The following is a 14,670-nucleotide window of genomic DNA, read 5'->3' on the forward strand; positions in this document are numbered from 1 at the left end:
TATACATACACATATGTTTTTTCATATGTATTTTGAATTGCTGTGCCCGTTATGACAGGCGCAGTATTAAAGGAGAGTGTATGTTTCTGGCGGGTGCAGTTTTTATCCTGACACTGGTACTGGTTATCTGGCAGCCGAAAGGGCTCAGTATTGGCTGGAGCGCCGTTATTGGTGCTGCGCTGGCACTGCTCACCGGCGTGGTGCATATCGATGATATTCCGGTTGTCTGGCAGATTGTCTGGAATGCCACGGCCACGTTTATTGCGGTCATCATCATCAGCCTGCTGTTAGATGAGTCTGGCTTTTTTGAGTGGGCGGCTCTGCATGTTTCCCGCTGGGGAGGCGGCAGAGGCAGACTGCTGTTCACCTGCATTATTTTGCTGGGCGCGGCGGTGGCGGCGCTGTTTGCCAATGACGGTGCTGCACTTATCCTGACGCCCATCGTCATCGCTATGCTGCTTGCGCTGGGTTTCAGTCCGGCTGCCACGCTGGCATTTGTTATAGCGGCCGGCTTTATCGCGGACACGTCCAGCCTGCCGCTTATCGTCTCGAACCTGGTCAACATCGTGACGGCGGATTTCTTTAAGCTGGGCTTTAGTGAGTATGCGTCCGTCATGGTTCCGGTGAATATCGCCTCTGTTGCCGCCACGCTGGGAATGCTGCATCTGTTTTTCCGCAAAGAGATTCCGGTCACCTATGACCTGACCAGGCTGAAGCTTCCACGGGAAGCTATTCGTGACAGGCGAACCTTTAAAGCCGGCTGGCTGGTTCTGCTCCTGCTGCTGGCCGGCTTTTTTGGTCTGGAGCCGCTCGGCGTGCCGGTTAGTCTGGTTGCGGCGGTGGCGGCATTTATCCTCTGGCTGGTTGCCCGAAAAGGGGCGGTTATTGATACCGGTAAAGTGCTGAAAGGTGCGCCCTGGCAGATAGTCATCTTTTCGCTGGGCATGTACCTCGTCGTGTATGGCCTGCGCAATGCCGGACTCACGGATTACCTATCGGCTGCACTGAACCGGTTTGCGGAGCACGGCGTCTGGGGTGCGACGATGGGTACCGGTTTTCTCACAGCCTTTTTGTCATCAGTGATGAACAACATGCCAACGGTCTTAGTCGGAGCGCTCTCCATTGACGGCAGCACCGCTCAGGGTGTGGTGAAGGAGGCGATGATATATGCCAACATCATTGGCTGCGACCTCGGCCCGAAAATCACTCCGATTGGCAGCCTGGCAACCCTGCTGTGGCTGCACGTTCTGGCACAGAAAAACATCAGCGTCAGCTGGGGCTATTACTTTCGCGTGGGCATTATCATGACCCTGCCGGTGCTTTTTGTGACGCTGGCCGCGCTGGCCCTGCGTCTCTCTGTTTAACCTTAATCTGGCGCTGCGTGCACGCACCGTCTTAAAGGAACATCGCTAATGACTGACATAACTATTTATCACAACCCGGCCTGTGGGACGTCTCGTAACACCCTGGCGTTTATCCGCAACAGTGGTGTAGAGCCTTTAGTGATTCTGTATCTGGAGACGCCGCCGACCCGCGACGAGCTGCAAAAACTGATTGCAGAGATGGGAATAAGCGTGCGCGAATTACTGCGCAAAAACACGGAACCGTATGAGCAACTGGGGCTGGCAGAGGACAAGTTCAGCGATGATGAACTGCTTGATGCCATGCTGGCTCATCCTATCCTCATTAATCGTCCGGTGGTGGTGACGCCGCTCGGCACAAAGCTTTGTCGTCCGTCGGAGGGGGTTCTGGAGATTCTGCCGGACCCGCAGCAGGGACCGTTTACCAAAGAAGAGGGTGGGAGTAATCAGTGAAACATCAGCGCGTCTGATAACGTCAACGTGGGCAGATTCGGTTACGCTTCAGGCAGACCTGAGAATACCTTGTGGGCATGTATCAGAGCGGATACGGCAGGGCCGCAGAGAGCGATGTTATCCGCAGCGGATAAAAGCGCGAAGGTAACCTGACCGTAAAACGGCTGGTTACTCTCAATTTAATTGTGAAAGGTTCTCAGTTAATGATAAAAAACCCGCCATCTTCAGCGGGTTGAACAGTTAAGTCGTTCAAGTTTTATTCCAGGCGCCAGCTCCAGCAGTGAAGTGGCACATTTCAGCCTGGAAGAAAACGCAAATTCTGCAAGACGAATTAATATTAAAACAGATTAAAGCGCTGAATCATCAAAAGCTTTGCCAGTTCTGATCACCTGCTGCCGCGACGGCAGGACCTGTGCGCAAAACGGGTGCGGCCGGTACCGGGCGGTTTACATTGCTGTGTGATGGCGACGCAGGGACAGACGATGAAGCGAGCGTGAAAGTATTGACCAGCTGGTTAAGTGACGCCGCCTGCTCCATCAGCGAACGTGAGGCTGCAGAAGCCTCTTCAACCAGCGCGGCGTTTTGCTGTGTTACATCGTCCATCTGATCCACGGCTTGATGAACCTGTCCGATTCCCTGAGACTGCTCACTGGCCGCCACGGATATTTCATCGACCAGATGAGTAACCTGACGAACGGCATCGTTCATTCTGGCAATATTTTCGCCCACACCTTCTGCCTGTGCTGAGCCAGCCTGAACAAAGCCCATAGACGATTCGATAAGCGCCTTGATTTCACGCGCTGAAGACGATGAACGCTGCGCAAGATTGCGGACTTCACCGGCCACGACGGCAAAGCCACGGCCCTGCTCACCAGCACGGGCAGCTTCTACAGCGGCGTTGAGGGCCAGAATATTGGTCTGAAAAGCGATCCCCTCGATCAGTGAAATGATATCGGTGATTTTCGATGAGCTTCCCCGGATATCGCTCATTGTTGACAGCAGAGTGTGCACACGACCTGCACTGTCTTCTGAGATTTCATGCGCATTTTTTGCCAGCTGGCTGGCAAGACGCGTGTTTTCTGCGGTCTGACGGACGGTCTCACTCAACTCAGACATACTGGCAGCCGTTTGCTCCAGTGAGGCAGCCTGCTCCTCAGTACGGGATGAGAGATCTTCGTTACCGGCAGATATCTGCGCCGAGGCTGAGCTGACCGACTGAGCAGAAGCTTCTACTTTTGAAAGCGAGGCTGAGACATTGCCGATGAGCTGATTGAAGGCCTTCGCGGTCATGCCGATTTCATCCCGGCGTGACTCGTCCACCCTGAGGGTAAGGTCAAGCTTCTCGCTGGCTGTTTCCATGGTCTTCCGCATACCATTCAGCTGACTACGGATGGCGAAAATAGTTTTCAACGCAAAGAATGCAAGAATAGTGATAGCCAGCGCGGAGCCACCCATCAGGCTCCAGAGTGTCACCTGATAACTCCGGTCGTTCTCTTTTCTCAGGGCTTTACTGATGTCCACATTAAGCTGAAGCTGTTTCTTGTAACCTGCAATCAACTGGCGTGCCCATTCGCCAAGGCCGTCATTACTTTGAAGCGCGCCTAGCGCAACAGCGTCATTCTGTGCGCGTGAGCCAGCAAGAAACTCCGGAAGTGAGGCGTCAATTTTTTTTATGGTAGAGAATGCATCCTCAGTTAACTGCCGGTCTTCCTCATTGGAAATGTCGTTGCTGAGGTAAAACTGATTCATGGATTTGATATTGCTGATAGTTTCATCAATTTTTTTTTCAACTTCAGCCTGGCGCCGGGGTTCTGTTGCACTCTGGTGGCGGTACAGCCAGATAATTAGCGTATTACTGTCGTCAACCAGTTTGCCCAGATCCAGAAGCGATGGAACCGTGTTTTCCTGCACATACTGAAAGCGGGACTGAAATCCGCTAGCAACGAAGACGGCCACAATAACCATCGCGACCAGCGCGGTAGAGAGAAGTTAAAAGGTGAGCAATAATCGCTGTGTAATTGTCATCTTTATTCCTGCTTTTTTAAGTGGTTAATGATATGGGCTGTCTATTTGAAAATATTCAGCATATCTATCGGCATAAAGATGAACTTAATTAGAAAAAAACTGATGTTTCAGGTAACTGAAGTTCAGTGCAGTGTCTTGACTGGCATAGTCGTCGTAAGGATCAGAAATACAGGTTGGGAGTAACGTCTGCTTCTGGCACAAAGCGAACATTGATGGCATTAGCCATGAGAGGGTGCAATTGTCATACTGGACACAATTATAATTCTGTCCAGACCATGCAAATTGAAATCACAGGAAGAATTATGGACATCCAACTCACAAGCGTTACCCCGGACAGCCCAGGATTTGCTGAGTTAAGATCGCAGAGCATGGCTGAAGGATTTAACATGTTACGCCGACTGCAAGATAACTGGCTTAGCGGACAGAATCGCTTTGATAGACCAGGAGAAAAACTAATTGGGGCATCTATAGATGGATTAATGGTTGGCGTTTGTGGACTTAACATCGATCCATTTACCTCAGAAACTGGCATCGGACGTCTGCGACATCTCTATGTAGACTCAGGATGGAGAAAAAGGCAGATCGGCAGTGCCCTGCTCAGTGAGATAATTAAGGATTCTGACCGCTGGTTTGATTTTATCAACACAAACGCTCCTCCATTGGCATTCATTTTTTATGAACGAGCTGGCTTTGTTGCTTTAACTGGCATAGAAAAAGTCACCCACCATCTCTGCCTCAGAGACCCAGCGCGTTAATACAGTCATCTTGTGGATTGACCACATATTCTGTCCAGTGAACCTTTTTTACAGGAATGCCGGCCAGGGTATAGTCCTGGCGTAATCAAACCGTAAATCAGAGACATTACATTAAATCCATGCCGCCTGGACACACTGCGTTTCTGAGCAGGTTTGCAGAACGGCGACTGGAAAATCTTCAGGATATCAAATGAACTGACTGGCAGCTTTGAGCGAAGAGCGGACCTGTAGGCTAAGAATGTAGGCTGCAATACCATTATGCTGATTTATTGTGCAGTGAGGTATCCTGCATCATGTTAATGAAGACAATATTCATAGCGATTAGCCAATCGGCATTTTTTCTGAAAGAGAGTATGTTAAACCGTCTGCTTTGATTAGAGTTTCAACATTCATAAGGTCCTCTGTTCTCTGCCAACCAGTTTGTCACCTGAACATTCAATCACCGTCGTACTGTTCTCTTGCTACCCGAAAATAGCTGGAGGAGGTGATAATCCAGGACCATAAAGGTAACATCCGCATAAGCATTTCTTTTCCCATATGGGTAATCGCATAAACCACCCGGGGCAATTTTTCCTCGTAATCACAGCGGGATATAAGCCCGTCCCGCTCCAGATGGCGTAATGTTCGCGTCAGCATTCTTTGAGTGACATCCGTAAGGTAGCGGCGTAACTCACCATAGCGAAGAGGTCCGCTGGTACCAAGAATATGCAGCACGCCCAGCGACCAGCGATTACCTGCATGCGCCAGGATCTCACGTTTCAGTCCCTCATCATCGTTGCTTAATTCTTCACAAAACTCCTTTGAAAATTGCAACAGTGCTTCCCGTTCAGACTCCATATCACCTCCGGTATCATGTGTGTGCCTAATTGAACCAGGCTATGTCAGCTGTCAGGATGACGTTTTAATACAACAGGAAGCAAGAATGAATTTCGACATAAAACCTATAAACACTGTTCTTATACTGGGTGCTGGAGAGCTTGGTATTCAGGTACTGAGAGCGATGAGCAATAAAGCGCAGGCGCATACTCATGTAAAAATTAGCGTGTTACTCAGACGCGAAGCCGCTCATGCTGTTTCTGGTTCACGCAGGGCACGGCTGGATGAACTGATGAAGCTTGGGATCGCTTTGGTGGAGGGCGATCTGCAGGAAAACAGTATTGATGAACTGAGTGAGCTATTTGCTTCTTTCGACGCCGTCATCAACTGCAGTGGTTTTGTTGGCGGCCCGGGAACGCAGATAAAAATTACGCAGGCGGTATTGAAAGCGGCTGTAGCCCGCTACTTTCCATGGCAGTTTGGCGTTGATTATGACGTTGTGGGTAAAGGCAGCGGGCAACAAGTCTGGGATGAACAGCTTGAAGTTCGCCACCTTCTACGCCAGCAGAATGCGACAGGATGGGTCATTGTATCTACAGGTATTTTTACCAGCTATCTGTTTGAGCATGATTTTGGTGTGATTGACGCAAAAAGTAAAACTGTCTGTGCTCTGGGAGACTGGCAGCACGCCGTAACGCTGACCACACCTGAAGATATCGGCCAACTGACAGCGGACATTTTCTTCCATCAGCCCACTTTCCAAAACGAGATTATCTATATTGCAGGTGATACGCTAACTTATAGTGAACTTGCTGATTTAATGCGTGACCACTGGGGTGCTGAAGTAAACAGAAAATTACTGGACAGGCAAAAGCTCCAGGATGATGTGCAACATAATCCGCAGGATGTCGGGGCAAATTACCGACTTGCTTTCGCACGGCCTGACGGAGTAGCCTGGAATAAGAGCGATACTTACAATCAACGTCAGGGGATTGCAACTACAACGGCCCGTCAGTGGCTTGCAAAACAGCATGGAATGTAGCAGTCCGGTACTGACAAAAGCACAACATTACGCGGTGCATGCCAAAGTCTGATACCGATGTCGTTAATATATTGCTCTATATTTCACCGAAAAAAATTTCCTGGCAGTTTTGCTGACAAGACGATTGGCCCACGTATGCTAAAAAGGCCAGAACGTAAAGTGATGGCCCTAACTTAGTTAGGGAGGGCCTTTGTATTGGATCAAGGTTTTAATGTCCGCTTCTGGCACAAAGCGGACTGATGCATGGCCAACGTCCGCTTTAGGCGAGGAGCTGACGCTAACGTTATTTTTTAAAAATTTGGTTTGTATCTTTTTGCATTAGTCTGTAGTCGAAAAATATTGCGTCGGTTATTTACCCTATGTTTTTCTGAACATTGTAATAAACGCGCTGCCTGAGCCGTTTTCTATGGGGAAAACTGCTTTTCACCTGCGCCTTCGTTGAAAAGCCCGGCGACCCAGTCAGCAAAAGCACGCACGGCGGGAGAGAGAAAACGCTGATGCGGATAGAGCATCGTCACCGGCACGGAGGGTGGCTGCCAGTCCGCAAGAACCTCGACCAGTTTGCCTTGCTGCAGATTCTTTGAAATCACATTCTCAGCAAGCTGCGCCAGACCAAAACCCTCAAGACACAGTCTGATGTAAAGTCCCGTTTCGTTGACGGCTGTATCCCCCTCAACCGGAACAGAGAAGGCCTCAGCGCCTCGTATAAAACGTAGCTCATTAGTGCGTCTTCCCGAACTGGAAAAGTAATGAATCGCCCTATGCTGCGATAATGCCTCCGGCGTCTCAGGAATACCGTATTCCCTGAGATAGTCCGGCGAGGCGCAGGTCAACCAGCGAAAACGGCCAAGCGGACGTGCAACCAGTGTGGAGTCAGTTAATTCACCGGTTCGTATGACGCAATCCACACCTTCGTGCACAAGATCGACCTGCCGGTCGCTCACACCAATCATCAGGTAAATATCCGGATAAAGTCGGTAAAAGTCTTTCAGGTTGGGCAGGACGATGAAATGCGCGATCCCACCGGGCATATCAACCCGCAGGCGCCCACGGGGGCGCCTGTTCGAATCAGCCAGACTGGCTTCAGTATGTTCAATTAAAGCCAGAATTTCCCGGCATTGCGCCAGATACTGCAGGCCTTCAGGCGTAAGGCTGACCCGTCTTGTTGTGCGGTTCAGCAGACGTACCTGCAGGTATTTCTCCAGGTTTTTAATAGTACTGGTAACAGTGGAAGAAGGCAGTGACAGCGTTTCTGCCGCGCGTACAAAGCTCCCGGCCTCAGCAACCCGTATGAAAATCTGCATAGCCTGAATCCGATCCATCATCCTTCCCATGGGTAAAAATTGAGTCTGATTATTCGCAAATTATGAATTATGAAAACGGTTTAAGCACCTTTTTCAGGGTAATGGCGTGGCGTATCGTTTCCACATTGATCAGGAAAGAGGCAAGTTAATGACCGGCTATATCAGAAATATTGTTAACAATCAGAATCTCACTTCACAGGCTATGTTGATACGTGGTGCCACGATACTGAGCATGGACGAGAGTGTCGGTAACATTGAACGCGGTGATATTCTCATCAACGGTTCAACGATTAACGCTGTGGGTCAGGACCTTGACGCGCCGGGTGCTCACGTCATTGATGCCAAAAATATGATTGTCATGCCGGGGATGGTTGATTCTCATCGTCACGCCTGGGAAGGTCAGCTGCGCCGAATTAACCCTAACGCCACCTGTCTGGACGACTACAGCAACGCCACGCACTTCTCGTTCGCTAAATATTACCGCCCTGAAGATATCTATGTCGGTAACCTGCTGACGGCGCTGGGTGCGATTGACGCGGGCATTACCACGATGATTGATAATTCGCATAACAGCCGCACCGCAGAACACGCCGATGCCGCAGTCGAGGCCCTGCTTGATAGCGGTATTCGCGCTATCCATGCTTCCGGCGCACCGGTTGCGGGTGAATGGAACAAGGCGCACTGGCCTTGCAACTGGCAGCGTCTGCAGGAAAAATATTTCAGGGATAATCCAGAGAGTCTTGTGACGCTGGGCGTCATGGCTCAGCTGGAGCCGGAATTGTGGGCTGAGGCCCGCAGACTGGGGCTGCCGATTGTCACCGAGTTCTTTGGTGCTGAAATGGCCTCCGAGCTCGAATCACTGCATCAGCAGGGTCTTCTTGGCCCGGACAATATCTTTAACCACTGCACAGCCCTGCCTGATGAGGGATGGGAAATCCTGCGCGACGCCGGTGTCCGGGTCAATGTCTGCCCGCGCTCAGATTCGCACTATGGGATCGAAAGCGGGATGTTCGCCATTGAAGCCGCGCAGCGTCATGGCATCAATCCTGGACTTAGCGTGGACAATGAAACGTCTTACAGCACCGATATGTTTACAGAAATGCGCGTGGCGTTCTATCTGCAGCGTGTGATGGGTATGCATAAGCAGCACTGCTGTGATTCAGAGCATTCGCTGACAACGCTTCCGGCTGCTAAGTTGCTGAAATCGGCAACCGTTGATGGCGCGTTTTGTGCCGGACTGCAGGACAAAATCGGGAGCCTGACGCCAGGCAAACAGGCTGACCTGATCCTGATTAACGCGACTGACCTCAACCTCTATCCAAACGGGAATGCGTTTGGCACGGTGGTGCATGCTGCTGAACGCAGCAACATCGATACCGTGATGATCGGCGGTCGCATCGTCAAGCAGAACGGCAAAGTGCTGGGTGTGGACAGCGAGCGCCTTCGCGCAGCGATTGACGAATCACGTGAGCACCTTTTTGCGGCAGCAGGGTATGAACCAGACATCTTTGCGGAAAAATTCCTGCCACTTATTCAGTCTGACTGACAGAGACGAACAGCATGATTAATCGCCGGCTAGCAGCATTGTGTCCCGTGGAGTTTCGAATCAACCAGAACTATCACCAGGCCAGCGAAGTGCTGGGCGTTGAACCGAATATTGGGGACAAACTTGTCAGCCCGCAGGTACGACAGTGCTAAAGACCTGGAGCCTCACACTTGACTTACAAGACTTCATATTTTTGATTAATTGCCAGAACTTACGGATCAGAGTCATCTGAAGTGCCTCCCTGGCCAGCATGGCTTCAGCGAGCAGCTTCCTGATGCGTGTATTCTCCTCTTCAAGCGACTTGAGCTGCTTCACTTCAGGAACCTTCAAGCCGCTAAACTTCTTGCGCCAGGTGAAAAAGATGACGTCGGAAATAGCTTTTTACGGCAGAATTCACCGGAAGAAAAAACAGCCTCATCTGAGCGGAGGATACTGATGATCTGTTCGTCGGAAAAAGCTTCCTGGTAGGGGTGTACGCAGGTGGCTTATGAGGACATCACTTACATCGCCTGTGTTAATCAGCGGAGGGCAGGTCAGCCTGTTTATGGAGGAGGTTATATTACAAAAGCTTTTCTGGTTTAAGGATAAGAGATGTAAATCAGAACTGCTAATTTGACCTTTATCAGCTAATACAAAGCTGGTGGCGGGGTAGATAGTTAAGCACGGGATTTTGCCTGCGATGTTCATGGCCGTACGGTGTGTTGTTAACCAATCGGCCAGAAAGTATGCAATTGACGCACTTCCTGACCGGCTTAATCATTAAATTACAGGCTGTTTTGCAGGAAATTATTATGTCATCAAACCTTTCTGATGACGTTAAAATACCGGCAACAGATCAAACTCGCTCAGCGCCCATGAAAGGATGTTCAGGGCGGCGAATACCATAATCATGCACAACTGAAGCCCGTCCCACTGGCTGCGCTGATAGCCTGAGTCATGACGGGATCGCATTTTCAGATGAAGTAATCCCGGAACAATCACTGCCCATACTGTCGCGATTAGCCCGGCATAACTAATCGCCCTAACAAACCCATCCGGAAAAAGCAGAGATAAACTCAATGGCGGCAGGAACGTGATCGCTGTGGCTTTGAGGCGTCCCGTTCTGGTCCTGGGAAGAGTCAGGCGGTCACTGATGTAATCCACAAGGCCCGCTGTCACCCCCACGAACGAACAGATAACGGCAAAATGCGAAAATATTGAGAACAACAGCGACATCCCGGCGGTATAACCGCGCAGACTAAACGCGTGCATCAGCGCGGCAATGTCGCCGCCCTGGCTGGCAATTTCCGGAAAGGCTGAGCGCGGAAGGTTACCCATCGTGCAGATTATCCAGAAAAGATAGATAACCAGCGCCACGGCGGAGCCTGTGCACAGACATCTTTTCACGCGTCGATGATCGCCATTGTAATAGCTAATCAGACCAGAAATGTTTCCATGATAACCGAATGAAGCAAGGCAGAATGGCACGATGCCTAACATATAGGGCCAGTAGGATGCTGCCGGATTCTGACTGTCCAGCAGGTAGTCGACATTCACGGTAGTAAATAAACCACCAAACAGGATAAGTAACAGAACAATTTTAGTGATGAGCAAAACAGACATTATCCTGCCAATGCTGCTGGTGCCTAACCAGACGATGGCAGCCACGGTCAGGCTTAACATAACTTTGGCTTCGGATGATGAAACCGTTTTGCCGGTCAGTCTGCTCAGTGAGTGATCATAAACAGGCCCGACCGCTGAAATATAGGCGTATGTCAGAATGCCCAGCACGAAAACCAGGCTCAGGCCATTTACTTCAGCCCAGTTACGGCCTAATACATCACGGACGATTTTGTCATAGCCGGTTTCCAGAGGGTAATGCTGGCTCACACGGTGAAACATCAGACCACTGATTAACATACAGACCCAGCTAAACGTCAGTATCAGTAACGCCCATCCAAACCATGCCCCGGCCATCACGACCGGCAGGACGAACATGCCTGCACCCACCACGGTGCCGCAAATGATGGCCGCTCCCCAAAATACCGAAGGAGAACGCCTTGAAATTGCAATATCTGACATAGGGGTTCCTGAAGTGAAAATTTAGCGCTGAAGGATAGCCTCTATAGCCAGGGCATGGCTAATTAACTGACGATCTTCTTTCGGCAACCCATCTGACGATAATCCTGCTGACAAATGTCCCCGGCCAGTAACCGGCATTTTATGCTGGGCACACCTGTGCTGCTGGCAATGTCGGTGTTACGAATAAGTTTATTGGAAATATCAGGTAGACCGGCATTACCGATTCGTGGCACTTCACACCACAGAGTCGGATAGACTCAGCCGGTAGCCCTGATCATGCAGGCAGACGAGGGATAACAGCGGGTTCACCCATCACTGCTGCGTCGGGTAGCGACAAGTTGCTGACTGTCGGGGCAACAAATCCAGGGGTATCTTTGGTGAGGGATATAGGAACAATACCCCGGCTGAATAACTTCCCTGCGAAAATGCGCACATACCGGCAGCTACCGATGCGATACTTCCGCCGCTGCTTATAACTACCCGCTCCCGGGGAAATCAGCGACAAAGAGCACCTAAGCAACAGGTTTCACGGCGGGACTGAGCGCTGATTTCAGGCATAGATTATGCAAAATCTGTGGGGTTCAGAGGCGGGCAGGGGGAGTTTAACAGGTTTAATACTTGTTTAGAGAAAGTGTGCTGCTCCGAAGGTCAGGGTTCGCTTTGAGCGATAAGCGGACGTGAAATAGTATCGATAGGGACGTTCTGCTATATCAAATATAACGATACGCTCGCGAACCCTTGTTGGTGTTGATTTTTCAGACAGAAGTGCAGGGCAATATAAACCCCAGGTTTTTAATGCAACCAGCCTATCCACGTTTTACTTTTTTAATTGCCATTTTTACTAACCAATACATGGCTAAAGCGTAAAAAGCGATAACGGTCACAAGGGAAAAGAACGTAACCGGATCCTTACCGGCTTCGTATACGTCATCCTGATAACTGCCGAAAATTTGATGAGAATGTTCAACGAGCCACGCCGTCAGCGGATAGAGTGGCATCCCGTAACGCGATACCATAAAGGCCGCAATAAAGCAGACGAAAAACCCGCTGCTTTTCTAGCGAATTTTGCTGTTTGCAAAATTACTTTCTCCCTGAACGTCAACGTAGCCGCATGCCATCAAGCTGTTTCGCGAACCCGGCTCGCGAATTGTTTTTCTCCGGAGCAGCGCCTGTCTTACCGTATAGAAATCAGTGCGCCGCACGAAGGTGATACACCCTTCACTTTCTCCGGAGCCGTCTGGCCGAAGAGGATGCAGGCGGAAACCGCCGCGGGCAACGCCATTGATGAAGATGGAAACACTCATCGTTTCCGAATTAAAGAGCGCAAACCATTCAGAATGATTTGAGTTGTTCCAGGTGTCGACGGCCTATCCTCTGATCCGGTTAGCGATACTGCCTTCAGGACGCGGAACAATCCAGTAGCGCCCGACCGGAATGGCACTGTTAGGCTTGTAAGTACAGTTTGGATCATTGGTATAAGGCTTTTGGCCGGAAAATACCGGGAAGGTACCCACGCCGTAAACGTGTAGCTTTGCTTCGCCGCCGCCCTTTGTCAGATCGTCGTAGGTCATTCTCTTTAACTGCATTAAACGCTCCCTGCAGGTTATAAGGCATGCCAGTGAACCGGGCAATGCTACCATTCATTCATAGAGAAGTTAACGGGCAGGCGGGCGCTTGACAGCCAGTGTTCTTCTGCGAGCCAGACAGCATTATTTATCATAAGACTATTTGCCGCATCCCGTCATAGGCATTCGGCGCGATCCTTCAGCACAAATACGTATGTCCGCTTCTGGCACAAAGCAGAAGTGCGTCTTAGGCAAGGTCCGCTTTTCAGCAAGTCGCGGACGTTGCTAAAAGCGTTCTGTATGAATTAACAGGGAGCAGGTCAGTCGCCTACATCACTTTTACGCATAAAAAGATAAAGCCTGAGGCATGCATCTGCGCGAGCATCCAGATGCGGTTTTTCTCACCTCCTCCAGCCAACTAACCCCCACACGCCGACTTCGATAATGACGTCGCGTAGCCCCGCACCGGTTAAATCTGACGATAGAGAAAGTAATGTTTTTACTGATGATATGCCCTAAAATCATGATCGTTCAGTCAAAGCGATGGCTGCAATCAGTTGCATAGAATCATAAGCCGTGAAACCGTAAAGCTGCATTGCAAATATTTCTACAAAATGAGGTCAAATTGAGGCCTGAAGACAAGCAGCTACGGAGTGACTGGCATGAGTGAATTAGTGACAATGGCTTTGAGGGCCCCACTTAATGACGAATAAACAGGGTGTTTTGATTGTTAACCTTGGAACACCAAATGAACCAACGCCTGCTGCGGTTAAGAAATTTTTATCTAAATTTCTGCATGACTACAGAGTGGTCGACTTACCGAGAATCATTTGGTGCCCCATTCTACATGGCGTGATTATCCCATTACGTGCGAAGCGAGTGGCGAAATTATACTCTTCGATTTGGATGGAGGAAGGTTCCCCTCTCATGGTTTACAGCGTCAGGCAAGCCCGTGCGCTTGAAGAAGTGACAGGTTTGCCCGTCGAGCTGGGGATGAGTTATGGCGAGCCGGGTATAGGTAGTGCAATTGACAGGCTACTGGAAAAAGGCGTCGATAAAATTATCGTCATTCCTTTGTATCCCCAGTTTTCATCTTCGACCGTTTCTTCTGTTTGGGATAGCGTGAGCCGTCACCTGCAGACAATGAAGAACCGCTATACACCCTCCATAAATTTCATCAATGACTATGCCGATCTTCCTGCCTACATTGAAGCGTTAAAAGCATCCGTTCTGGCATCTTTCGAAGCTAACGGCATTCCAGATGCATTGTTGATTTCATATCATGGTATACCGGTAAGGTTTGTCAAAGAGGGGGATCAATACCAGGAAAGATGTGAGTTAACGACAAAGTTACTCATTGAAGCAATCAATATGCCGTCATTGAAAATATTGATGACGTTCCAGTCAAGATTCGGCAGAGAGCCATGGTTAACGCCTTATACTGATGAGACAATTAAAAATCTGCCGAATGAAGGAATAAAAAGCCTGCATGTAATCAGCCCGGGGTTCGCATCAGACTGTTTAGAAACGCTTGAGGAGCTTGATGAGCAGAACAGGGAGATTTTTATGCATGCGGGTGGTAAATCGTTTACTTACATACCGGCGCTTAATGATAAACCGATTCATATCGAGATGCTGCGACAACTTGTGAACCTTAATCGGTTTCAGGCATGATTTTCACATTCTTGTGAGCAGGATGTTGCAGGTGTCAACATTCATAGTGAAACCAGAAGTGGGCCCTC

The 14,670-nt window shown here is 49.8% G+C and carries 10 protein-coding genes and 2 pseudogenes; 6 read left to right on the forward strand and 6 right to left on the reverse strand.

From position 1 onward, the window contains the following. Window positions 1-80 precede the first annotated feature (80 nt). Together EE896_RS19880 and arsC are read left to right on the forward strand one after the other, a co-directional pair. Entirely contained in the window at window positions 81-1,364 is a 1,284-nt protein-coding gene (locus EE896_RS19880) for an arsenic transporter (protein ID WP_008924814.1), read from the forward strand. A 48-nt stretch (window positions 1,365-1,412) separates the two neighbouring features. After that, window positions 1,413-1,814: an arsenate reductase (glutaredoxin) gene (gene arsC / locus EE896_RS19885; RefSeq protein ID WP_140915776.1), complete on the forward strand. Its 402-nt coding sequence runs from the start codon at window positions 1,413-1,415 to the stop codon at window positions 1,812-1,814. 363 nt (window positions 1,815-2,177) lie between these two features. On the opposite strand, the gene EE896_RS19890 is transcribed toward arsC, so the two are convergent. Continuing rightward, entirely contained in the window at window positions 2,178-3,779 is a 1,602-nt protein-coding gene (locus tag EE896_RS19890; protein ID WP_238343250.1) for a methyl-accepting chemotaxis protein, read from the reverse strand. 362 nt (window positions 3,780-4,141) lie between these two features. Between EE896_RS19890 and EE896_RS19895 the strand changes: the two genes are divergently transcribed. Beyond that, window positions 4,142-4,594, forward strand: coding sequence for a GNAT family N-acetyltransferase (locus EE896_RS19895; RefSeq protein ID WP_110411859.1), 453 nt, complete (start codon window positions 4,142-4,144; stop codon window positions 4,592-4,594). Window positions 4,595-5,029: 435 nt separating this feature from the next. On the opposite strand, the gene EE896_RS19900 is transcribed toward EE896_RS19895, so the two are convergent. After that, on the reverse strand, window positions 5,030-5,431 hold the full coding sequence (locus tag EE896_RS19900; protein ID WP_008924809.1) for a winged helix-turn-helix transcriptional regulator: 402 nt from the start codon (window positions 5,429-5,431) through the stop codon (window positions 5,030-5,032). An 85-nt stretch (window positions 5,432-5,516) separates the two neighbouring features. On the opposite strand from EE896_RS19900, the gene EE896_RS19905 reads away from it, so the two are divergent. After that, the gene (locus tag EE896_RS19905; protein WP_140915777.1) at window positions 5,517-6,452 is read left to right on the forward strand and encodes an aromatic alcohol reductase; all 936 of its coding nucleotides are present in this window, start codon (window positions 5,517-5,519) and stop codon (window positions 6,450-6,452) included. 404 nt (window positions 6,453-6,856) lie between these two features. Here the strand turns inward: EE896_RS19905 and EE896_RS19910 are convergent, their stop codons facing one another. Beyond that, entirely contained in the window at window positions 6,857-7,774 is a 918-nt protein-coding gene (locus EE896_RS19910; RefSeq protein WP_140915778.1) for a LysR family transcriptional regulator, read from the reverse strand. 130 nt (window positions 7,775-7,904) lie between these two features. On the opposite strand from EE896_RS19910, the gene EE896_RS19915 reads away from it, so the two are divergent. Then, entirely contained in the window at window positions 7,905-9,302 is a 1,398-nt protein-coding gene (locus tag EE896_RS19915) for an amidohydrolase family protein (protein ID WP_140915779.1), read from the forward strand. A 210-nt stretch (window positions 9,303-9,512) separates the two neighbouring features. On the opposite strand, the pseudogene EE896_RS22725 reads toward EE896_RS19915, so the two are convergent. The 3 genes and pseudogenes from EE896_RS22725 to EE896_RS22855 form a co-directional block, all read right to left on the reverse strand. After that, window positions 9,513-9,742: pseudogene (locus EE896_RS22725) on the reverse strand (transposase); the annotation flags it as partial. A gap of 376 nt (window positions 9,743-10,118) precedes the next feature. Next, a complete protein-coding gene (locus tag EE896_RS19920; protein WP_140915780.1) occupies window positions 10,119-11,363 on the reverse strand; it encodes an aromatic amino acid transporter in 1,245 nt (414 codons plus the stop codon). 1,055 nt (window positions 11,364-12,418) lie between these two features. Next, a pseudogene (locus EE896_RS22855) lies at window positions 12,419-12,949 on the reverse strand (DUF2778 domain-containing protein). A gap of 681 nt (window positions 12,950-13,630) precedes the next feature. Between EE896_RS22855 and hemH the strand changes: the two are divergent. Continuing rightward, window positions 13,631-14,602 carry a ferrochelatase gene (gene hemH / locus EE896_RS19930; RefSeq protein ID WP_008924801.1) on the forward strand — a complete coding sequence of 324 codons (972 nt, stop codon included), beginning with the start codon at window positions 13,631-13,633 and terminating at the stop codon, window positions 14,600-14,602. Window positions 14,603-14,670: the final 68 nt, after the last annotated feature.

This window comes from Pantoea eucalypti (genome assembly GCF_009646115.1).
Classification (GTDB): Bacteria; Pseudomonadota; Gammaproteobacteria; order Enterobacterales; family Enterobacteriaceae; genus Pantoea; species Pantoea eucalypti.